This window comes from Pseudoalteromonas luteoviolacea H33-S, from assembly GCF_001625695.1.
Lineage (GTDB): Bacteria > Pseudomonadota > Gammaproteobacteria > Enterobacterales > Alteromonadaceae > Pseudoalteromonas > Pseudoalteromonas luteoviolacea_B.
In genome coordinates this window covers 144,416-167,855 of record NZ_AUXY01000133.1, presented here as the reverse complement: position 1 = coordinate 167,855, position 23,440 = coordinate 144,416, and the positions used below count along the sequence as shown (strand labels likewise).

The 23,440-nt window shown below is 40.0% G+C and carries 16 protein-coding genes; 6 read left to right on the top strand and 10 right to left on the bottom strand.

Translation table 11 applies throughout. The features are described from left to right. Window positions 1-20: 20 nt before the first annotated feature. Together N477_RS24640 and N477_RS24635 are read right to left on the bottom strand one after the other, a co-directional pair. Window positions 21-1,235: a pyridoxal phosphate-dependent aminotransferase gene (locus tag N477_RS24640; RefSeq protein ID WP_063364012.1), complete on the bottom strand. Its 1,215-nt coding sequence runs from the start codon at window positions 1,233-1,235 to the stop codon at window positions 21-23. A 149-nt stretch (window positions 1,236-1,384) separates the two neighbouring features. Beyond that, window positions 1,385-1,729, bottom strand: coding sequence for an Hpt domain-containing protein (locus N477_RS24635; RefSeq protein ID WP_063364013.1), 345 nt, complete (start codon window positions 1,727-1,729; stop codon window positions 1,385-1,387). A 129-nt stretch (window positions 1,730-1,858) separates the two neighbouring features. Between N477_RS24635 and N477_RS24630 the strand changes: the two genes are divergently transcribed. The 3 genes from N477_RS24630 to N477_RS24620 all read left to right on the top strand — a co-directional run bounded on the left by N477_RS24630 (window position 1,859) and on the right by N477_RS24620 (window position 5,392). After that, window positions 1,859-2,464: a tRNA-uridine aminocarboxypropyltransferase gene (locus N477_RS24630; RefSeq protein ID WP_063364014.1), complete on the top strand. Its 606-nt coding sequence runs from the start codon at window positions 1,859-1,861 to the stop codon at window positions 2,462-2,464. Then, the gene (locus N477_RS24625) at window positions 2,403-3,242 is read left to right on the top strand and encodes a CLCA_X family protein (RefSeq protein ID WP_231098165.1); all 840 of its coding nucleotides are present in this window, start codon (window positions 2,403-2,405) and stop codon (window positions 3,240-3,242) included. The genes N477_RS24630 and N477_RS24625 overlap by 62 nt, the downstream gene beginning before the upstream one ends. Before the next feature lie 122 nt (window positions 3,243-3,364). Further along, window positions 3,365-5,392, top strand: coding sequence for a hybrid sensor histidine kinase/response regulator (locus N477_RS24620; protein ID WP_063364016.1), 2,028 nt, complete (start codon window positions 3,365-3,367; stop codon window positions 5,390-5,392). On the opposite strand, the gene N477_RS24615 is transcribed toward N477_RS24620, so the two are convergent. Together N477_RS24615 and apbC are read right to left on the bottom strand one after the other, a co-directional pair. Continuing rightward, the gene (locus N477_RS24615; RefSeq protein WP_063364017.1) at window positions 5,389-7,857 is read right to left on the bottom strand and encodes an EAL domain-containing protein; all 2,469 of its coding nucleotides are present in this window, start codon (window positions 7,855-7,857) and stop codon (window positions 5,389-5,391) included. The two genes, N477_RS24620 and N477_RS24615, sit on opposite strands and share 4 nt — an antisense overlap. Window positions 7,858-8,037: 180 nt before the next feature. Next, the gene (gene apbC / locus N477_RS24610; protein ID WP_063364018.1) at window positions 8,038-9,111 is read right to left on the bottom strand and encodes an iron-sulfur cluster carrier protein ApbC; all 1,074 of its coding nucleotides are present in this window, start codon (window positions 9,109-9,111) and stop codon (window positions 8,038-8,040) included. A gap of 192 nt (window positions 9,112-9,303) precedes the next feature. Here apbC and metG point away from each other — a divergent pair, with 192 nt between their 5' ends. Beyond that, the gene (gene metG, locus N477_RS24605; RefSeq protein ID WP_063364019.1) at window positions 9,304-11,328 is read left to right on the top strand and encodes a methionine--tRNA ligase; all 2,025 of its coding nucleotides are present in this window, start codon (window positions 9,304-9,306) and stop codon (window positions 11,326-11,328) included. A 251-nt stretch (window positions 11,329-11,579) separates the two neighbouring features. Further along, entirely contained in the window at window positions 11,580-12,326 is a 747-nt protein-coding gene (locus tag N477_RS24600; protein WP_063364020.1) for a hypothetical protein, read from the top strand. Between the two features lie 59 nt (window positions 12,327-12,385). Here the strand turns inward: N477_RS24600 and N477_RS24595 are convergent, their stop codons facing one another. The 6 genes from N477_RS24595 to tmk all read right to left on the bottom strand — a co-directional run bounded on the left by N477_RS24595 (window position 12,386) and on the right by tmk (window position 20,710). Further along, complete coding sequence (locus tag N477_RS24595) at window positions 12,386-16,096, bottom strand: two-component regulator propeller domain-containing protein (protein WP_081216623.1); 3,711 nt, start codon at window positions 16,094-16,096, stop codon at window positions 12,386-12,388. A gap of 73 nt (window positions 16,097-16,169) precedes the next feature. After that, window positions 16,170-17,969 carry a hypothetical protein gene (locus tag N477_RS24590; protein WP_063364021.1) on the bottom strand — a complete coding sequence of 600 codons (1,800 nt, stop codon included), beginning with the start codon at window positions 17,967-17,969 and terminating at the stop codon, window positions 16,170-16,172. 25 nt (window positions 17,970-17,994) lie between these two features. Next, on the bottom strand, window positions 17,995-18,795 hold the full coding sequence (locus N477_RS24585; RefSeq protein WP_063364022.1) for a TatD family hydrolase: 801 nt from the start codon (window positions 18,793-18,795) through the stop codon (window positions 17,995-17,997). A gap of 10 nt (window positions 18,796-18,805) precedes the next feature. Next, window positions 18,806-19,132 (bottom strand): PilZ domain-containing protein, encoded by a 327-nt coding sequence (locus N477_RS24580; protein WP_063364023.1) that lies wholly within the window; start codon window positions 19,130-19,132, stop codon window positions 18,806-18,808. 5 nt (window positions 19,133-19,137) lie between these two features. Next, window positions 19,138-20,046 (bottom strand): DNA polymerase III subunit delta', encoded by a 909-nt coding sequence (holB, locus tag N477_RS24575; RefSeq protein WP_063364024.1) that lies wholly within the window; start codon window positions 20,044-20,046, stop codon window positions 19,138-19,140. 28 nt (window positions 20,047-20,074) lie between these two features. After that, window positions 20,075-20,710: a dTMP kinase gene (tmk, locus tag N477_RS24570; protein ID WP_063364025.1), complete on the bottom strand. Its 636-nt coding sequence runs from the start codon at window positions 20,708-20,710 to the stop codon at window positions 20,075-20,077. A gap of 332 nt (window positions 20,711-21,042) precedes the next feature. Here tmk and N477_RS24565 point away from each other — a divergent pair, with 332 nt between their 5' ends. Further along, a complete protein-coding gene (locus tag N477_RS24565) occupies window positions 21,043-23,268 on the top strand; it encodes a GGDEF domain-containing phosphodiesterase (protein ID WP_155732028.1) in 2,226 nt (741 codons plus the stop codon). Window positions 23,269-23,440 lie beyond the last annotated feature (172 nt).

The window sequence follows — 23,440 nt, the reverse complement described above, 5'->3', positions numbered from 1 at the left end:
CGCCCTTCTAAAAATAAACCTTACTGTCGATAATGATCAAAAAAGCGATGCATAGACTGTAATGCAGGTTCTAGCTCATCCTTATGAGGCAAGAAAACCAACCTAAAATGATCAGGAGAAGGCCAATTAAAAGCCCGACCATGAACGAGCAATATTTTCTCTTCTCTTAATAGGTCAAGTACCATTAGCTCATCGTTTTTAACGTTAAAGTGTTTTGTATCAACTTTCGCAAAGGCATACAAAGCACCTTTTGGTTTTACACAGGATATGCCTTGAATTTCATTCAATCCCTGCCATGCAATATTGCGTTGCTCATACAAACGCCCGCCGGGTAGAAGCAGGTCGTCTATCGATTGCACACCACCCAAAGCCTGCTGTATCGCAAATTGTGCTGGTACATTTGCACACAAACGCATAGAAGCGAGCATGTTTAAGCCTTCAAGTAAGTCACGCATGACAGAAATTTTACCACTTGCCACCATCCAGCCCATTCTAAGACCAGCGGCTCGGTACGTTTTAGCTAATCCATTGAACGTAATCACGGGTAAGTCATCACATAACGAACCAATTGAAAAATGTTCTGTACCATCAAACAGTATTTTCTCGTAAATTTCGTCACTTAGAATAAGTAACTTGTGCTCTCTGGCAATCTCGATAAGCTCTTGTAAAAGCGCTTTGCTATACACGGCTCCCGTTGGGTTATTCGGATTAACTAATACCAGTGCCTTTGTTTTACTGGTGATCTTATCTTTGATATCGGCAATATCAGGGAACCAATCTGCACATTCATCACACATGTAGTGCACTGGCGCACCCCCTGCTAATTTAACAGAGGCAGTCCAAAGCGGATAATCAGGAGCGGGGATCAATACTTCATCGCCGTCATTCAATAGAGCTTGCGTGACCATTTGGATCAGCTCACTCACCCCATTGCCTATAAAGGTGTTATCAACACTGATATTTGGAAAGTTTTTCTGCTGATAGTATTGGTAAACAGCAACACGTGCTGAGTACAATCCCTTTGAATCACAATATCCCTGCCCGTTTCGCAAATTTCTAATAATGTCTCGATGCATGTCTTCAGGCATGTCAAATCCAAAAGCCGCTGGGTTACCAATATTGAGTTTTAAGACTTTGACGCCTTCATCTTCCATTTTTTGTGCTTGTGACAAAACAGGTCCGCGAATGTCATAACACACCCCATTTAATTTATTGCTTTTACTTATTTTATTCATGATATTCCCCTCAATCCAAACTTAGCATAACGATGAATGAGGGGTTTTGAAAGGGTTAATCGCGGGATTTATTTAACTGAAGTGTGATTAGGGCAATACATCTATTTATTTACGATTCGATAGCGCTCTTACCAGCCTAAGCTCCCTATTTACACACTGGACGTTAACCACCTTTGTAAAAGCGCTTTAGAGGCATCTACCTCTGAGCACAAAACACTGACTTGCGTCTTAGCAAGCTCTACATTGTTTTCGACCAATGACATTTCAATCGTTCTAGCCACATCAGCTAAACTCATTGCGCCGAATTGTGCCGCATTTGATTTAAGGCTATGCGCATTTCTTGTTGCGGCTTCTAAGTCATTATCTATCGTCGCCTTAACTTCATTTGCCAGACGATCAAATTCGCTTAGACAAAACTCTAACGTATCATTAAATTGCTCTCCAAGCAGTGCCTGCATGTTTTCCAAGCAAGTTTCATCAATTCTAGTATCCATAAAAGTCCTTTATTGTCTATTGCCCGTGTATCTAATTATAACTATATGCTAGTTAAGAGTATCAACAAGAGCAAAGCCAACTATAAATTATGTTAAGATATATACCAATGTAACCTGTTCCAAGCCTATATGAAAAGAAGTACCTGCAATATTTGCCATTTTTCTATTAAAACATGTGTTTGTCACTATATTAGCCCTGTGATTAGCAATAAAACAACGATCATCATATTGCAGCACCCGAACGAAGTCTGTGTAGCAAAAAATACAGTTAGACTGCTAAATCTTCAATTAAGCAATATTCAAATATACGTAGGTGAGAGCCCGTCTGATTTTTCAATCCCACAACAAATAGCTTCTTCGAGTCATTGTGCTTTGCTATTTCCAAGCGAAAATGCGCTTCAAGTTGAAAATATTGATAAAAATGTAAACCCAATAGACACACTTTTCGTATTAGACGGCACTTGGAAAAAAGTAAATAAAATTACCATGCTAAACCCTTGGTTGAATGATCTACCAAAAGTCTCATTTTCACAATTGCCAGAGAATAAGTATTCGATTAGAAAAGCTGAACAATCGTACAGTTTATCAACCTTAGAAGCGTGTGCACATTTCTTATCCTGTTATGAATCGTTAAACGTTAAGCCGCTGCATGATTTGCTCGCAGGTATGATACATGAGCAAACAAAGTTTATGCCCGCAGACGTTAAACAACGATACCTCAATGAAGAGCACTAGATTACACAGGCATTTTAAGCGCTCGGGACCTGATTATCGGTTTGGTGACCAAGTTTGTTTTGACGAATTGAAAACGACATTTGGCTTTAAAACGATTACTTTAGGAAATTGGGTTACCAAAGAAGAACAACACCTGAGTGCCAATTTGATCTATGACTCACTGGCTGATCTTGCCCAAATACTCTCTCTCCCTCCAACCGCTATTGGCCTAAGAGGTACTTTGAACCTCGCGTTTGGCAGTGGTGGCCAAAAGGGCGTACAGGCTCATTATGCCCCATCCACTAGAACTTTAGCGCTTGCAAAAAATGCTGGAGGTGGCGCACTTGCGCATGAATGGTGGCATGCATTTGATCACTATATATGTAAACACCTATTTGGGTTTAGTAAGGCCAACGACTTTGCTTCATCGCTTTGGCTCACAAACTCACCAGAGACAGCTCACCCACTCAATCAGCTGCTCGACCAAATCTATAAAAGTATTTTACTTAGCAGTGATGGCAATAAACCAAGTGCCTTTTTTCAAAGAGGTATTCATTTAGACAAACAGGCACATCAGCTCTATTATAGTTTGCCACAAGAGCTCACAGCACGTGCTTTCGAATGTTTTGTTGCACATCAACCTAGCATTCAAAACGAATTCTTAGTGTCTGATGTCATCAACTCTAAGTTGGAGCGCGCCGGAGGGTTCCCCCTCACAGATGAGATGCAACCGATAACCCAAAATATTGAACGCTACTTTCATACGCTAGGCCATGCACTGTATTTCCAATCTAATTAACGTAAATATAATCACCAAGCCAATTGATTATCAGAAATATTAATATATTATTCATCTTGCGAAAGTTTTTATATTTATTCTATTAGCGCATAACTTGTACTAGTTCAGAAGGATTTAACTTGGTGAGTTTTTTAAGGCAATTTCATAATATTGTATCAAAACAAGAATTGAGCACCGAGGAAAAAATTCAATCATTACTGCGGTTTGGACTCGATGTTTTTGATCTAGAAATAGCAATTGTGAGTCAAGTTATTGATGATAAATACACCATTTTGTATGTCGAGTCAGATAGTCCTTCACTCGAACCAAAATGCCAATTTGACTTAGCAGGCACATACTGTACTCACACTTTAAAAGCCAATAAAGCGCTGTCCTTTCACCATGCAGGTTCGAGCAATATTGCTTCCCACCCTTGCTATCAAAATTTCCAACTAGAATCCTATATCGGTGCACCGATACGCATTGCAAGTCAAACATTTGGAACCATTAACTTTTCAGCTGCTAAGGTGAGCAACCCTTTTACCGCCGAACACATTGACTATGTCGAGTTGTTTGCTCAGTGGTTAGGATGTGAACTTGCAAGAATAGAGTCTGAAAGCAAGTTCAAGATTAACTACAAAACGCTAGCAAAAATGGAGCAAGTTGCATCAATGGGCAGTTGGCGAATTGATATATCTTCTAATCAAGTCTTTTGGAGCGATGAAGCTAAGCGGATCCATCAACTAGAGTTAGATTCGACACTCTCACTCAATGAATGGTTTGCACTCATCAACGAAGATGCGCACCGCCAAGCATTTTCCGGTGCCATTGATAATGCCTTAGATAGCGGCTTGCCATGGGAGTTAGAATTACAAGTCAAAACCAAACTAAACAGAGAAATTTGGGTGTCATGTCATGGGGAAAGAACCATTGATCAAGATGGAGAAATGTATCTAATTGGTTCCATACAAAACATTACCAAAGATGTTGAACTAAGAAACAACCTTCAACAACAAAAATTAGATGCCGAGAAATTGCTAAATGAGCGTAGCTTACTTTTGGCGAAAATAAGCCATGAAATGAGAACCCCATTAAACGGGATAAATGGCATGCTATTAAGCGCAATGGATGAAACTGATGAAAATCAGATTACAGAGCACCTTCAACTTGCGCTACGCAGCACAGACATTTTAACTGGCCTGGTAAACGAAATTTTAGACTTCTCAAAAATATCTCAAGAAGGCCTTTCTTTAACTCACCAAGATTGCAACATCCCTCCCTTAATCGATGACCTTGTAGAATTATCTAAACAGCTGGCAAGCAACAAAGGCATTGATTTTTGCTCTGACATCGAATTACCTAAAACATGCTGGGTAACATGTGATCCACTACGACTAACTCAAATTATCACTAATCTTATTAGTAACGCCGTCAAATTTACTGAATATGGCAGCGTGAGTCTCAGAGTCCATTCTCAACCTCGCACAGATGGTGTCAATCTTTTTATTGATGTGAATGACACAGGTATAGGCATGTCACCCAAAAGCATTCAGTATTTATTTGAACCATTTAAACAAGGGGAAAACGAAATAGGTAGTCATTTTGGCGGAACAGGGCTTGGTATGTCCATTGTGAAAGAACTGATAGATCTCATGCAAGGCACAATTGATATAACCAGCGCCCTACAAAAAGGCAGCCAATTTAGTGTATGTATCCCCCTAAAATTAGTGCCAAAGCCCGCAATTGAAAAACCTCTAAAACAGCATAGCTTTGACGCATCTATCTTGAATGTGCTCGTTGTGGAGGATAACCTGATTAATCTAAAAGTGATGAAAGCATTTTTAAATAAATTTAATATAACCCCGCATACTGCAAGCAATGGTGAAATTGCAATAAAACAGTGTGAACAGAATAATAAGTACGACATCATATTCATGGATAGTATGATGCCGGTTATGGATGGGCTGACAGCTGCAAAGGTTATTTTTGATCGTAAACTACTTCCACCTCATGCTACCATTATCGCTATGACAGCTAATACAGATGAGCTCAGCAAAAGACACCTATCTGAGGTGGGAATGACAGATATGCTGCCAAAGCCCATTGACTTTATGACACTCGGCAACTTGATCTCTCGCTGCCTTGAAACTATGTCTGTAAGTAACACTTAAGATGTGAGGTAATGAATAACGTCCTCAACCTCAATCATTCTATGCAGCCATTTTTTGTAGTCTTCAAAAGGTAGTGGCCTTGAAATAAAATACCCTTGCCCAATATCGCACTGATACTGTTGCAACTGACGATAGCTTTGCTCACTTTCAATTCCCTCAGCAACAACAACAGATCCTAAACTGTGCGCCATATCACAAGTGGCTTTACAAATTGTTTGGTTGGTCCTCGAACTTTCTACGTCCATAACAAAGCGTTTATCTATTTTCAATTTATCAAATCCAAGCTGACTTAAATAAGCCAGTGATGAATACCCAGTACCAAAATCATCAATCGCAACTCTAAGCCCTATGCTTCGATAATCACCTAAAGTATCAAACAACGTATTTTCATTCTCCACTGTTGCTGACTCAGTCACCTCCAAAACAATTTGTGTCGGCACTAAAGTATATTGATTCACTAACTCAATAAGTTGCACCGTTAGCTCTTTGCGGCCTACATCTTTACCTGAGATATTCAGTGATAAGGTATGATCAGGTAACAATTGAACAAGCTCAGCTTGCTGCTTTAATCCAGTTTCAATCACCCATTCAGTAAGTTCGTAGATAATACCCGAAGACTCAGCAACAGGAATAAACTCACTGGGCGGCACAACACCTAGTTCAGGGTGATGCCACCTTAATAATGCTTCTGCACCGTATACACGACCAGTTCCAAGATGGAGCTGAGGTTGAAGGTATAGACTAAGCTGCTCTCGCTCAATAGCCACCTTTAACGCAGAAGCAATTTTTATCCGCCTTTGAGAGACAATTGAATTACTAAAGTCAAAAAGCTGCCACTTGTTACTCCCGGCGGGCTTTGCAGCCATCGCCTGCATTGCACACTGTATCAATGCGTCTGCATTTGTTGCATGAATTGGATTACTCGCCACCCCTATTTCTAGTTGATCTACCAGTAAGTCTCCGCCAAAATCAACACCTTCCTCAAAGCTAGCAGACAAAACACAAACAAACTGCTCTACCTGGCTAAGTTCAAACTTTCCAAGTAAAACAATTGCAAACAATGAATCATCTAGGCGATAGATGGCTGTATGCACATTATCATGCCCTGCAATTACAGTGTTACCATAAGTATTTAACTGCTCACCCACTTTCATCAATAACTTTTTTAGGTGAGCATTAGCATAGCTCCAGCCCATATTTAATCGAATGGTTTGCAAAACCAGCGGGCGAAAAAGAAGTAAAGTATGATCTTTTTGACTTTTACCTAAGCCGTCTAAACTCTGCTGCAACATATAGCGATTAGGGGCCCCTGTATCTTTGTCATGAGTGGCATAGAACAACAGTTGTTTTTTCTTGTTTTTATCATGCCAGTACAAGTATGCCGCAAGTAAAACAACATGTAGCGTGATAAATATCTGGTTGAGTACGGATGGATCAATCGACACATACATTCCAAATTGATTCATGAAAACATACATTTTAAAGATAAAAATAGGCAGCCAAGCGATAACAATCGCCACTACCTCATGCTTATGTTCGTAAAACTGATTCTGTAATACCAGAATATACAATAAGAAACAGATCAAGCTACCGAGTAGGTGGAAGACAAGAGAGTGCTGCGCATTCAAAGGAGCTATCAAAACAGCTAATCCTGCTAGTGCCCAAATAGATGCACTGACAAGCCTAGTATATTTGGGGTCACAGCGTTTAACTACAACAAAATAATTCAGAAAAAGTACCGCAAAAATCAAAGAGAGTAGATAGATTTGGCTTTGATAAACTGCAAAATAGCTTGCCAATTCACTTGGGAAAATTAGGTTGTTGGCCCCATTATATGCACCTGTTTGGATGCTGACACAGACAAAATAAGCTGCTAAAACCGCTAGCCCTTTTCGTGACTGACTTATCGCCATCAACAACACAAAAAAAGCAATGAAATAATGGATACCACTGCTGGCACCAGCAATAAACAACCGCGAATTAAGCGCCTCTCTATACTGTTCCAACGACATCACAGATAAAGATAACATGCCACTGTATTTAGCTTGCACTTTAATATAGACATCATAGCTCTGATTGTCGGTAGATAATGTGATAGAAGGCAATATGTGGAGGTTTGGGGCAAGATGCGCGAGTTCTGGTGAAACAAACTTATACGCAGCCACCTTACCGTTAGCAACTTGATACAACTTGAGAGTTCCCTCAATGGAACCTAAAGCAACTAAAGACTCGTTAGCTAGCTCACTGACACTAGAGACTTTTAACCAAAGTGTCTCACCTTTAACAAAGCGAATTTCTCCCTTTGTTTGAGTAAAGCTCGCTGAACGATCAATGATAGAATCTATGGTCAATTGGTTTGATGTATCTGAAACTTGCTCAATGATATAACTTTGAGATGCAAACGAACCATAGCTACAAATTAAAAGCATGCAAAACAATGCAATGTTCTTAACATACAACCACATACCCACCTCCTTGAGTAAGTGATTTCGATTGCCAATAGCCTAGGCTATCACAAACATGTCAACGTTAATGTCAATTCAACCAGACACCCCTAAGAACCACATGTATAAGTATGATGACTAACAACCCAATTACCAGTGTTCAAGAGAAATAAAATCCCCAAGATCATATAAAATAGACATTTAGTCGTCAGAAAAAGTAATTTCGACTGCTGATGTTTCAGCTGATTGCAAGTGCAACATACTACTCAAAAGCTGTGCACAATAAACATAATGTTCAGCCACCTTAGTGCGTTGAGAAATTAAGTTTTCCCCTTTTTCTGACTCTTCTCTAATCTGAATATCTAGTGGGATCTCAGCTAATAAAGGCACACCATGGCGCGCCGCTAACTCACTGCCGCCGTCAGAACCAAAAAGCGCGTTTTTCTCACCACAATGCTGACAGTTAAAGTAACTCATATTTTCAATAAGTCCTATTATGGGCAAATTAACTTGCCCAAACATGGCAATGCCTTTTTGTGCATCTGCTAGCGCTAAGTCTTGTGGCGTTGTAACAATGACCGCACCACTGGCTGGTAACTTTTGCGTCATAGTAAGCTGTATATCGCCTGTTCCTGGTGGCATATCAACAATAAGGTAATCTAATTCACCCCAGTCGGTTTCATTAAGTAACTGATTTAATGCCTGCGACGCCATTGGTCCTCTCCATACCGTTGCATTTTCGGCTGGTACCAAGTAACCAATAGACATCGTATTTAATCCATATTTTTGCATCGGGTTCAGTGTTTTGTCATCTTTCGCTGTAGGTTGTTCTCCAACCAAACCCAACAATGATGGAATAGAAGGTCCATAAATATCCGCATCAAGTAGTCCTACTTTTGCACCTTCTTGCTCGAGCGCTAAAGCTAGGTTTACTGCGGTTGTTGATTTGCCCACCCCGCCTTTACCGGAAGCAATAAGCACAATATGCTTTATTTTCTTAAATTTGTATGAAGCTGGAATACTGGTTTCAATGGTAACAGCGACTTCTTTTATCTTGTTTTTATGTAAATATTGCTCAAGTTGCTTTTGTTGATTATGTGCAGCAAAAGGGAGCGTAATTAATACACGATATTGCGGCTTACTTTTTTCAATCGATGAGATCCACTCGTTTTGAACCCCCATCGGAAAAATCGCACTACGATAGCTATTTAATAGCTTCATAATCTCAGTTTGCTGTGGATCTTCTTTACTAAAAAACTTCTTGATGCCAAACATACAAATAAAACGCCATCAGGTGATGAAAAGAACGCAGGAATTATGTAACATTCGATAAATTAAGACCAGTCAAAATCGCGTTATTTGGGCATAATCCAGTTGGTCAAAATATTTGTATTTAATTTAACCGTCAAATTGAATACAAAGTGACACTGGCGTTAGCCGATGCGGCTAATTAACCTTGGGAAAACTATGACAAAGAGAAAAATTCTCATCACAAGTGCATTACCATATGCAAATGGCCCAACTCATTTAGGGCACTTACTTGAATACATTCAGACTGATATTTGGTCACGCTTCCAAAAAATGCGTGGCCATGAGACATACTATGTTTGTGCTGACGATGCACACGGTACGCCGATCATGCTGAACGCGCAAAAGCAAGGTATCACACCTGAAGAAATGGTTAAGAATGTCAGTATTGAAAGACAGCGTGACTTTGCTGATTTCAATATCGTTTTTGACAATTACCACAGCACACATAGCGATGAGAACAAAGCTCTTAGTGAACTTATCTATACTCGACTAAATGATAAGGGCCACATCAAAAAGCGTACTATTTCGCAGTTGTTTGACCCAGAGAAAAATATCTTTTTACCAGATAGATTCGTAACTGGTACCTGCCCTACATGTGATGCAGTAGATCAAAACGGTGATAGCTGTGATGCCTGTGGCGCAACATACAGTCCAACAGAATTAAAAGACCCTCGCTCAGCAATGTCTGGCGCAACGCCCGTTTTAAAAGACTCAGAGCACTACTTCTTTGATCTGCCAGCTTTTGAAGGCATGTTAAAAGAGTGGCTACACTCAGGTAGTTTACAAGCCGAAATGGCAAACAAGCTGGAAGAGTGGTTTGCTGAAGGTCTTCAGCAATGGGATATCAGCCGTGATGCGCCTTATTTTGGTTTCGAAATTCCAGGCGCACCAGGCAAATACTTCTACGTGTGGCTAGATGCACCGATTGGTTACATGGCAAGCTTTAAAAATTTATGTGACACAAGTGGCATCGACTTTGACGCATTCTGGGGCAAAGACTCAGACGCTGAGCTATATCACTTTATCGGAAAAGACATCATTTACTTCCACAGCCTATTTTGGCCTGCAATGTTAGAAGGCGCAGAATTTAGAAAGCCAACTAATGTATTTGCCCATGGGTTCGTTACTGTAAACGGTGCCAAGATGTCTAAATCTAAAGGTACGTTTATCAAAGCACGTACTTATCTTGAGCATTTAGACCCTGAGTACTTGCGTTATTACTACGCTGCGAAGCTAAACAGCGGTATCACTGACTTAGACTTGAACTTAGAAGATTTCGCACAGCGTGTAAACTCCGACCTTGTCGGTAAAGTTGTGAACATTGCAAGTCGCTGTGCTGGATTTATTACTAAGAAGTTTGCTGGTAAATTAAGTGACAGCATCATGGACGAAGCGCTTTTAGCAGAGTTCAGTGCTGTTTCTGATACCATTGCTACCCACTTTGAGAATCGCGAATATAGCCGTGCTATTCGCGAAATCATGACACTTGCTGACAAAGCAAACCAGTTCATTGACGCTGAAGCTCCTTGGGTATTGATCAAAGACGAAGCGACTCAAGAACGCGCGCATCAGGTATGTTCACTTGGCTTGAATATGTTCAAGATCATCCTAACTTACTTAAAACCAGTATTACCTGGCATGAGTGCAAACGTCGAGCAATTCCTAGCAACAGAACTTACTTGGGAAACAGTATCAAAGCCATTAGTTGGTCATGAAATTAATAAGTTCAAAGCATTAATGCAGCGTGTTGATTTAGATAAGGTAAATGCGATGGTAGACGCATCGAAAGAAAGCTTAGAAGCTGCTAAACCAGCTTTAGATCCAAATAGCCCGCTAGCTAAAGAGCCAATCGCAGACGAAATTGAATTCAATGACTTTGCTAAGGTTGACTTACGTGTCGCTAAAATCGCTAAAGCTGAGCATGTTGAAGGAGCTGAAAAACTGCTTAAATTGACGTTAGATTTAGGTGGTGAAACGCGTCAAGTATTTGCAGGTATCAAGTCAGCCTATGCACCAGAAGACATTGAAGGCAAGTTAACCGTGATGGTAGCAAACCTTAAGCCGCGTAAGATGCGCTTCGGTATGTCTGAAGGCATGGTTTTAGCCGCAGGTCCAGGTGGTAAAGAAATTTATATCTTAAACCCTGACGACGGCTCTGAGCCAGGTATGCGTGTAATGTAATACAATTCATTGAGGGCATGAAGCTATAATTCATGCCTTCTTTTTGGGCTCTCATCTCTTTACATCTAACGCCTCTTGCGACAAAGTTCAGAATAAACCCACTCTAATTTATACCCTTTATACTTAGTTATTTTAATTGTTTAAATACTTTTGAAAATATAATAACTCATCAACAAATACTACCTAACCCTTTAAATAATACTATGTGCACGCTAAAGTAAATTCTCACAACATGTAAAAAGGAATGTAAAATGAGAATTAATCGAGTATTACCTTTGGCGATCATAATAAATACATCTGCTTTAGCATCATCAATCATACACGATACTGATGGCACGCCTGGTAGAGTCACCTATTATAACCAAACTGCACTAAATGTGATGGTGACCCAGTCAAGCTCTGCATACGACATCCGTGTTTATGCTCCATACCCAGGTAACGAACTCCCTTGCCAACACGCCGCAATTTTCGAAAAATACACACATACTCATCTCGCTGATGTGCAAATAAATGGAAGCATTTTAACGGCTCAACTTGAGCGTGGCCACGAACATAAAGAAAAGTATATTGAGGTACAGTGCATCGATAACTCAAATTCATCAGTACGATTAAGGCATAACATTGCCCCAGCACCTAAAATCAAATTAAAAAGCAAAATGACAGCATCTCACTGGCAAGATGGCGATCATCTTTATCCAGGTTTTTATCAAGATGTACGCTATCAAGCTACTTTAAACATTGATAACAGCGAAGAGACTGGTTTTTGTACTGCTTCAAGTATTGAAAGTGACGCACCATTAAAACTAGAGCCATGGCACAGTGATGGTTTTATAAATGATATTATCTCTTTTGATGAGCCTACCTATTATGATGCCAGAACAGCAACAATTTCAGCACAAATAGTCTGTAGAAATACAGGTGGTACAACTCGCATGGTCGAGACTTGGAAACTAAATCAAAATAACATCACTCGGGATATATCTACCTATATAAATTAACCCCTTTTAAATATATTAACGCTAGCCCTGTATAAAATATGAATTAGGATGGGCTAGCTTTAATTAGAGCCTGTTTTTTTTTCATTCATACGTACTGCTGGCACTTTCAACTTCACCTCTAGACCTTTATTAGGTTTTGACCAGGCTGATATCTCGCCTTTAAGTAATTGTGTGACTAAGTTATAAACAATATGCATACCTAAACCACACCCCCCTTGACTGCGTTTAGTGGTAACAAATGGGTCGAACATTGTTTGTAAATTATCCGCCTTCATCCCTACACCATCATCTTTATAAACCAGCGACCAATAGCCATCTATTTGTTGTATTATTACACTCACTCCACCAGACTCTTTTCCTTCAAAGCCATGCAATATCGAGTTGTTATATAAATTGGTTAGGATTTGATATAAAGCGCCGGGATAAGTATCAACATTCACATCCTCATCCCCTTCGATATCCAAGGTTATTTGCTTGCCATTTGCTAAAGGGCTTAAAGACTTAAAGACATCCTCAACATAACATTTTACATTTATCTCTCGCTGAACCTCACTGGAGTGATCAACCGCGACTTGCTTAAAGTTACTAATTAACTCTTTGGCACGGTCAAGGTTACGACTCATCAATAAATAGCCCTCTTGTTGCTCCTCAATAGACTGTTCTAAGTCGGACTGTTTAAGTGTCTGATTTTTTAATTTAGTCGCAACTTGCTGCAAGCTTTCTTGGTTATACGAAATTGCCGTAATTGCAATGCCTAAAGGAGTGTTTATCTCATGGGCAATACCAGCAACAACATTACCAAGTGAAGCCATTTTTTCACTCTCAATAAGCTCTTGTTGTGTTCTTTTGAGCTCGATCATCGCCTGCTCTAGCTTCTGATTCTTTTGATACAGTTCATCAGTACGCACCGCAACTTTAATTTCTAAGCCTTCATTTAATGCCTGAAGTGCATTTTGATGTGCTTTGAGCTCAGCTATGTCTTTTAATGCACCAGCTAGTCGCTTAACCTTGCCATGACTGTCTCTGCTGACTACCTTGCCTCGCTCCAATACCCATGTCCATTGCTCATCAATCGTTTTTACTCTAATTGCGATCTCATACGTATCTTGCTCACCTTCTAGACAAGCTTCGAGTTTTTCTTCCCAAGCAATGTAATCTTTTGGATGTATAAACTGCACAGCGTCATGGACGGACATCTCAGCCTTGCAGTGTCCATATTCAATTCGAGGTCTCACACTGTGGCGATAAATTTTATCTGTATCAATATGCCAATCCCACATTTCGTCCTGACTGGCCCACAAAGAAAGCTCTAAACGCTCCTGCAATTCATTCATTATTTTATTGTCATTAACAACTTGTAAGAATCGCTTTTGTCGCTGCCTAAACCACATGACAAGAAGAAGTGATAAAAGAATGAAATAAAGTGTTTTAGTCAAGTTACTCCACCACCATGACGCATTAATTTTTATATCAAAATGATGGACAGGAGATGTTTGATTAAAACGATTAATTGTATAAGCCTGAACTTGATAATTGCCTGGGTTCAACTTGAGCAAATTAATTTGCCTAACCCCATCAGCAAGCTTAAGCCACTGCTCACTGAGCCCAATGATACGATAGTAAAATCTAAGGCCTTCAGAACCATAGTCCAAACTTGAGTAATGCAAAGACACAATATCTTGGTCATATTCAAGTTCGAGGAAAGTAGTGAGCTCGGGTGCCAATTTTAATTCTTTATTTATCGACGGGTGTAATGTTTTACCCAATAACTCAATATTGGAGGTTAATAATGGCCTAATTAATGGAGATATGGTTATTTGCTCAGGATGAAATTGATTAAACCCATTTGACCCACCAATGAATACTCGCCCATCTGGCGCTAGCCAGCTCGCATTATAATTAAACTCATTACCTTGCACGCCATCTACAGGTAAGAAATTATCAATTTTAAAGTCATGAATATTTATCCGTGACAAACCACCACTCGTGCCTAGCCAAATATGATCTTGTTCGTCATACAAAAGGGCCCAAATTGCACTATTTGCTATCCCGTCCTGCCTTTTGATGGTTCTAACCACAGAAAACGTATTATCAATAACAGAAATGCCCGTTTCACTTCCAGCCCAGACCCGACCAAAGCTATCAGCTTGCAACATAAATACGATATCAGAAGCCAAAGCATCTGCAATTGTAAGTTGTATTAAGCTGCCCTCCTCATATTTGAAAAGCCCATCGCCGATACTGCCAAATATAAGCGCATTACCTTGAGGCAGTAGTGATGAAACGTGACTGGGCGCATTCTCCATGTTTAAAAATGGCTCTAGCTTGTTTGATGATTCGTTGAAAAATAACAAACCCATTGAGCGTGAGCTCACCAAAATTCGACCTTGAAACTCAATGATGTCATTAAAGCTCAGCTCTGGGCCTTTACCGACATCGGGAATAATATTCAATAATGTTCCGTCATCTAAGTTAAACCGATAAATACCTAACCCACGTGTTGCAATCCACATATATTGGTCGCGAATATACAACTTAGTTATAAATGCACTCTCAACAACCGAGAGGTTCGGAAAAACGCGGTGTGCTCCTTTAAACCCTGTTCCATCGAAAAAATATAAGCCTGAAGAGGTTGCCAGCCAAAGTCTATCAAACCTATCTAATGCAAAATTTCTAATATCAGGCTCAGGCAGTGGGCTATGTGGATAGTTAAAAGCACTGATATGACCGAAGTTCTCACTTAATTGGCTAATGAAATGTAACCCACCTGTCTCAGTACCAAACCATAGATCTTGATTACTGTCGACTAATACAGACATGATGCTGTTGTCCTGTAAGCCAAGTCCCTGACCTTCATGTTTAAACCAGTGCTTTTTAAAATTGCCATTTAAGTCGTATAAATAAACACCATAATTACTACCGACGAATAATTTCCCTGTTGATATGTGCAAGTTGTTCAATTCAAGCCCAGCTCCGGCACCAACTGATATCTCCCAAAGCACACGCTCGTATAATGTGTCATAACTCAGCAATTGATTTTCTTTGGTGATCAGAAAAACGCGCTCTCCGCGTAGTGCCAGATACTTAAATTCTCCTGCGAGCAACAAGTCACTTTTCTTAGACTGCAGGTTCAGCGTACTAAATCCGCTTTCAGTGATATAAAAGACTTGATGATTGTAGGCGATCGCATGGCTAGGAAAACGGCCAGCTAAATCTAGCGCAACCGGCTCAAGTGTCACTTTGTCGATAAGATAAAAAGCATGGTTTTCAGTGGTGACCGAAATATAATTACCGCTGCAATTGAGTGTTTTTACTCTGTCTGAAGTAATGGCTTGGTAATTTTCTTCTAAAAAACTTTGAAAGCGCCCTGTCACTGTGTGATATGCGCTGAGCCCAGTGCTTGTGCCTATCCAAACTGTTTCACCACTGTGGCACAGCCCTGTCACAAACGAACCAGCTAGCTCGTTGGGGTTTTGTTGCGTACTGCTAAACTGTTTAAATTCATGGCCATCAAATCGATTAAGCCCAGCCTGAGTACCAATCCATATGTAGCCCAGCTGATCTTCGGTAAGTGCCATGATAGTAACTTGACTGAGGCCTGACTCATAATCAAATCGCCTCATAACTTGAGAGGTATCCGTAAAGACAGGGTTTGCCGCCGTAACAAAAACAGCACACAGCAAAACAACACAAAGGGCACCTTGTACAAAAGGCTTAATAACCAGTGTTAATCCTATACACATCACATGCAAGCGCTGTATTAAAAGCATAAATGCCACTTAAGTCTCTATACTTAAACGTAACTATAGCAAAAGCTACGTGTAGCGCTTTAATCCGTGAGGTTTAGTTTAAATCAAATTGGGTTACTTCGCCTGTCCCGTGAAGTAGAGTGTATTTAACCAGTTTGCCCTTATCCATACTCACCAAGCTAATCGCAGAGCCCGAAACCAGATACCGTCCGTTTTCATAATCAGACTTATGCTTGGAAACAGCGAGCTGCCAACGCTTTGTAAATAAGTTAAATGGGCTCCAAGTAGCGAATAACGCAATATCTAGTTTTTCCAAAATCGCCAATAGACCTTTGGGGAACTCATTTTTAATCCCCGAAGCAGTTAGCTGCCAGATCCGATTGTCATGACGACCAAACCTCGCCTGAACCGAAAAACAAAATGAATAATGTACATCACCAGATAGAATAATTGTTTCCTTAGGAGTATCTTCTCGCTTGAAGATATCAATAAGCTTTCTAGCTGCTCCCTCATGTGCCATCCAGTTCTCAACATCCACCACTAATGGCTCGCCGCAAGTATTAAAAATTGCCTGAATGGTTTCAATAACTTTTACACCAAAGACTGGCGCAGGGCTCACCAACAGTACACTTTCATGATTAATCAGTACTTCCTGTAGCTCCATCAGGCTTTCCCAATCCATCAAGCCACTGGGTTCATCAAAGTCTTGCTCGCTTCGCCACCGGTGAGTTCTGGTATCGATCACAACGACTTTTGGTGTCGTATCTAAACAATAATGCCATTGACCAAATCGATTTATCTCTTTATCAAAACTTTGCAAATACCAAACATTGTCTTTTAAAGAATTGGAAAATCCGCCTAACAATCGACCAGACACTTGGTGCGCATCATTACCAAGACCTTGAAACAACCAATATGCGATCAGCCCATTATTGACAATACGCTTACTAGCTTGAGAATTGGCAATATTTTGCTCCCACCTAGGCGTTAAATTCCAATCATCTGTCACATCATGGTCATCGAACATCATTAATGTGGAGACGTTGGCCATCAACCTTTCCACGTTAGGTAAAGTTGCAATGAATTCTTTCAATGCCCTTGATTCAGCCTCAAATAATGTTTGCTGATTTGCACTCAAGCCTTGAGTGTCAAATTCAAAAGGGGTGACTAACTGCCAAGCCTTAGCACTGAAATTTAAGACATAAAAAGCCACAAACTCTTCTATCGAGACAAGATGATTAGCGGCTTTAACACTGGAAAAATGAGGTTCATCTTTTCGTAACCAATAACCCAAAGTAAGTTTACTTCGACTTTTCCAAGGCTCCTTGGGGAGAAAAGAGTCCCGGTTGTAAAGCTGGTCATCCACTGTACTTGGCAGCATCAAATCTAATGCTTGCTCTTTATAAATCCCAAGTAAATCAATTAACTGCTGAACTGCGACAAGCATTGGGCCTGCAACATCATCTGCATAAACTTGATCACCTGATAAGATCAGCAAGCTGGCTCGTTCATCACTATTTTTATAACTTTGAGCCATATAAGAATCGGCTTCAACAAGGCTATCTTTGCTTGGGTGATGCGGATTTCTGCACGAACCATGCAGTACATTTTTCAATAACTTGGGTACAACTATCTGAGGTGAATCCTGATAGCTCAAATTGATTAGATCCGCTGTTTCGCCTGCATTTAAAAGCTGATAAGGGATCTCTTCATCTGTCTTAAACTCCCCTTGTAGCGGACTAACATGGACAAAAGTCAAAAATAGCGCATCACCTAGGCGTATGTCAGTTTGATCTGACACCGTTTGATGCCCCTTCAGCTCGACCTTTAAGTTTGTTGTTCTCGTCGTAACAAACTGCAAGCAAATTTGGTGAGGTTCAGCTCTGCGGACCATAGGCCCGCATAAAAATAGGGGGAGATTAGATTGATTCACTACTTTGGTTACTGCGATTTGCTAAACTAAAAAGTTGGTAAAAATTTTCGGTCGTCGCATGTGCAAGCTCTTTGTATTGCAACCCTTTAAGATCCGCAACAAAATAAGCCACATCCTGAACATAAGCTGGTTGGTTAGTTTTCCCACGGTGAGGGACCGGCGCTAAATAAGGAGAGTCGGTCTCAATTAAAAGTCTATCCAAAGGTAGTTTTTTCACTACTTCTTGCAAATCAACTGCATTTTTAAATGTGACTATCCCTGAAATTGAAATGTAAAAGCCCATATCAATGGCTTTTTTAGCCATATCCCAATCTTCGGTAAAGCAATGCAAAACACCGCCACAATCTTGGGCGTTATGGGCCTTCATTATGTCGATGGTGTCTTTTCTCGCATCTCTTGTATGAATGATCAGCGGTTTTTTCAGTTCATTCGCAACATCTATATGTCCTGCAAAGCTTTCCTGCTGAACTTGATGTGTATCCTTAGCGTAATAGTAATCTAAACCAGTCTCACCAATTGCAACAACACGGGGATGTTGAGCTAGCTCTAATAGCTCACTCTTATTTAACGCATCACTTTGATTCAAAGGATGTACTCCACATGAGGCAGACACATCTTTAAACGGCTCGATGACTTTCAACATATTTGGGAATTGATCAAGCGTGACACTAACACATAAAAAGTGTTCAACTTGCTTATCGCGTGCAGCCTGCAAAACTTCTGGTAACTGAATATCTAACTTGTCGAAATCTAATCGGTCAAGATGACAATGTGAATCTACTATCATTACTACTTTCTTACATCGTATAAGTTGGTTTATCTAAATTGAGTGAAGTACCCAGCATTTTTATTATTTTATCGTTTAACAATTCAAACTCAGAGTCAAAACTAATACCTACACCCGGTGGGTTTGAATTTTGCGCCCCCTGAGGCGTGATCCAAACGACTTTACCTGTCACTTCTTCTTCTTCCAGCGCATCAGGCAGCATCAAACGCATAGACACTGGCGTACCCATATCAAAGCGGCTATTGGTTTTTACAAACATGCCGCCATTTTTTAAAAATGGCATATAACTGCGATATAACTCGTCGTTGTCTTCAATATCGACTAATAATTCTTGCATGATATTCAATCCTGTCTTAGCACACGCTGTATTCCAAATACCAAATTGGACAAACTCAAAAGCTTATTTATGCCCAAAATTTTATGATGATCAGACATATATTTTTCAACTTGTTGTGTGCAATTATGATACTGCACAAAATTAATTTGGCCAGCCACTAGCTGCTGCTTAACCGCAGAAATTAAAAAACGCGTGAATACGGTATACAAGTTAGTGCCTTTTGCAAGCGAACTTTCAAGTGCATTTATATCAGAAATGCTAGCAATATCATGCGCTACTTTCCATAAATAATCCACTTCAGGCATGATCCCTTGGCTAGACCACTGTTCAAGTAGCAACGGCTGATTGGCGAAATTATCAGCCCATAAGTGTGCTTCACTTGAAATTCCTTTCATAGCTAACCACTGCTTTGCTGCTGTCCCATCTGTCACTGCCACCCGAACTTGATTACAACGGCTCAATACGGTTGCCTTAACCTTGGATATATCATTACACGTCATTAAAATATATCGTTTAGCCGCGGGTTCTTCGAGCGTTTTGAGTAATGCATTCGCAGCCGATTCTGTCATTTTTTCTATTTGCTCAATGACAACAACCTTGTTACCACCCTGTTGTGCCGAATGAAAAACGAATTCATTCAATGCCCTGACTTCATCAACTCCGATACTACCTGACTCGGCCATTAGATGTAATAAATCTGGATGGTTTTGGGCGCGCAGTAACAAACAGCTTTTACACTGGCCACAGCTAGCGAGAGTACTGCTATTTGTACACAATAGATCTTCACTTAAACTTTGAACAAGCGCTGTTTTACCGACGCCCACTAGCCCGTGTATCAACTGAGCATGATGAAAGCGATTGCGCTCAAAGCTCTCTTGCATTTGAGATCTAACTGACTCAATCCAAGGAAACATTATGCCGCACCTTGATTACATTTATACTTCATGAATGGCGCATCACTAAGCTATCCACCACTTTAAGGCACTGTTGCAATACTTGCTCTTGAGAATGTCGAGCATCCACAACAGTAAATAACTCTGGTTGTGCATTTGCTTGCGCTAGATATCCGTCTCTGGCTCTCTTTAAAAAATCAATTTTTTCGTCTTCTAAGCGATCTAAACCCTCGCCTCGTTGCTGAACTCGCTGCAAGCCAAGTTCTGGCTCGAGGTCTAAAATAAGATTCATATCAGGTTTAAACCCGTTTAGCGCTAAATCATTAATTGTTTTAATGACTTTTAAATCAATGCCTCTTGCATAATGTTGAAAGCTGAAAGTTGCAGCATCAAAGCGATCGGAAATAACCACCTTTCCCGCTGCAAGTGCAGGTTTAATTTTTTCTTCAATATGCTGTGCACGTGCTGCACCAAATAGCATTAATTCTGCAATGTCCGTCATTTGAGGGGTCTCTGGATTAAGAATAACTTCACGGATTTTTTCACCAATTTCTGTGCCTCCAGGCTCACGAGTTAAAACAACCTCATAGCCTTTCGAAGTTAGGTAAGCTTCAATCCCCTTAATCACTGTTGTTTTGCCTGCGCCATTACTGCCATCGCAAACTAGCATGAACCCTTTGCTCATTATTAATCACTCAAACTTAATTTTTTGTCGTGGATAAGTGCCCTATACTACCGTTTTTTTTGGCCTTTATCAGTACATACTAATTCTTTTGCATACTAATCAGTCAACATAGCTGTATATACAAAGTTTTAAACATCACATTAATTATCAAACGCAACCGTAAATTAACAACTAAGTTCAAAAAAAAACCAACTCGAATCGTTCTATCTTAGATAATTAAAAAATGACAACGCAGTCAATTTGATTTAAGTCTTTATTTCGCTGATTTGTCATTGAATTGTGTACAGTTAGACCTTAGTATTGTTCAAAATAATAATACGAAATATTTAGTTTTGAGTACATTAAGCCGATTTTTCTTACTTGAAGAAGAACAAAAACCAAAAGTAAACGTACCTACATGGCGACTTAGCGCCCTTCGTATTATTTTGGCGACGGGCTTAGTACTGTGCTTGGGCATTTTTCTAAATAGCTTACCAGCGGCAATTGATTACGAGTTAAACTATGTCATTGCTTTAACTACCGGATTCACACTCGCAGTTGGCACATTACTGCTATTGAGTAATCGTTCTTTTTATCTCACCGCACATTTACTCTTGTTATGCATTATCACTGCTGGGGTGATGATCAAGTTATTCATTCCAAGCATTGAACTTGCTCATTTAGGCTCTATCTTTGTTTACATTACACCTATTATCGCATTGATTTTAGTGGGGAAAAAAACCGCCGTTTTTTATGCGCTATTAAACATTATCCCTTTCATACTGATACTCAAGAACGTCGATATCTCTGTTGTACCAAAAGAAAGTAGGATGTTAGTTGATGCCGTATTACACATTCAACTTTTGCTGTTTTTCTTCCTAAATTGCTGTATTCCACTTGCTGTTTGGAGGACAAGCCTCGCTGCAAACCGTTTAAACCAGCACATGCATGAAAATAACACCCTTTTAAAATCACAAAAGCAGATTTATCAGCGCTTTTTCCAAAAATCATTTAACGCAATTATCCTAGTTGATAACGCCCTAAATATTGTAGAAGCAAACGATAAAGCGAAAAGATTGCTGAATATCCAGACGCAACCACTGCCCTTGTTACTTTCACGCATTACGCCGGATAACATTGATTATCTTACATACGACAGTGAGCTTGTTGATGCAATACCAAAAACATTTACCGTAGATGAGAAATGTATTGAAGTCGCAGCACAAGAGCAACACTCAAACAATATTAAAGCTTGGTATCTACAAGATGTGTCAGATCAGCAACAACTTCAACAAGACCTACTCACACTCGACGTTGCCCATCAACAAGCCAAGTACTTTGATAAAGCAACCAATCTACCAAATAAAACGTGGTTACTAGAGCAGCTCCAAGCGCACATAGACAGAGGTGAACCTTTTGCCTTACTGATCGCTGACAATTTAAACAAACATGTGCTTGATTATATGATTGATGGAGAGCAACACCGCACTCTCTATGCACGGATAAACCAAATTGTAGAGCAAGACGCAGAGTTATTAGATCAAATTGCTTATATTGGTGCAGGAAGAATAGCTATCTTAGTAGAAGCAAAGGCGCCATTAAAAGACATTGCACGCCGCTGGCATAAACAACTCGACTTTTGGCTAAAGCTCGGACAACATCAGTTTCACTCTAAATATGCCATTGGTATTGCCACCTACCCGGAGCACGGGTATATCGCCGAGAGATTATTAAAAAATGCACTACAAGCCTGTGAGCTGAGAGCACCAAACCAGATGATCACCGTTTTTGATCAAATGACTCGTAGGCAAACTTTAGCAAGACATGAAATGGCTTTGCTACTGGAAAAATCCATCGAGCTAGGTGAGTTAAAACTATATTTGCAAAGTAAACATAATGCCAACAAAGACATTATTGGCTTTGAAGCCCTAGCAAGGTGGCATAACAACTTATTGGGCTGGGTTCCGCCCTCGCAGTTTATTCCCATAGCAGAAGAGTTTGGCTTAGTAAATCAAGTCACAAGAACTATGTTGAAAAAGGTTTGCCAACTTTTAACCAGTACACCCGATATCACTGTGCCTGTCGCAATTAATATCAGCTCAAGGGATATTGAAGATCCTCACTTTATCACTTCAATTAAAGAAATAACGACACACTATGGCGTGTCACCTCAGTCTATTGAGCTAGAGTTAACCGAATATAGTTTCGCTGAAGACCATAATCACATTATGGAGCAGCTAAACAAGCTTGGTTTTATTTTAAGCGTTGATGATTTTGGTACTGGATATTCAAATATTGCACGCGTGCTTGAATGTCCAATACAAAGGCTTAAGTTAGACAGAAGTTTAATATCTGATATCACGGATCTTAAAAAACAACGCTCCCTATTACTGGGACTAAAAACCATATGTGAAAACATGCAGATTGCACTATTAGCTGAGGGAGTTGAAACCCAAGAAGACTTCGAACGCTTGGATGCACTAGGCATTACTGAATATCAAGGTTATTGGTTCAGTAAACCCCAAAGCGCCGATGAACTTGGCTTCAGCAGAAACAAACAAGACACTGTCATAAATTAGTCATCAAAAAAGTGTTTAATGTGCATGTCCAAACAACCTTGTTTGGCATTTGAATTCCCCCTTAAGATTTTTAGCGCTTGAGCTTTCAGGCGCCTTTTCCTTTTTCGTCCCCCTTATAAACCCAAATTTTAGACAAAAAAAACCCAGCCGCATCGCAACTGGGTTCAAAGCT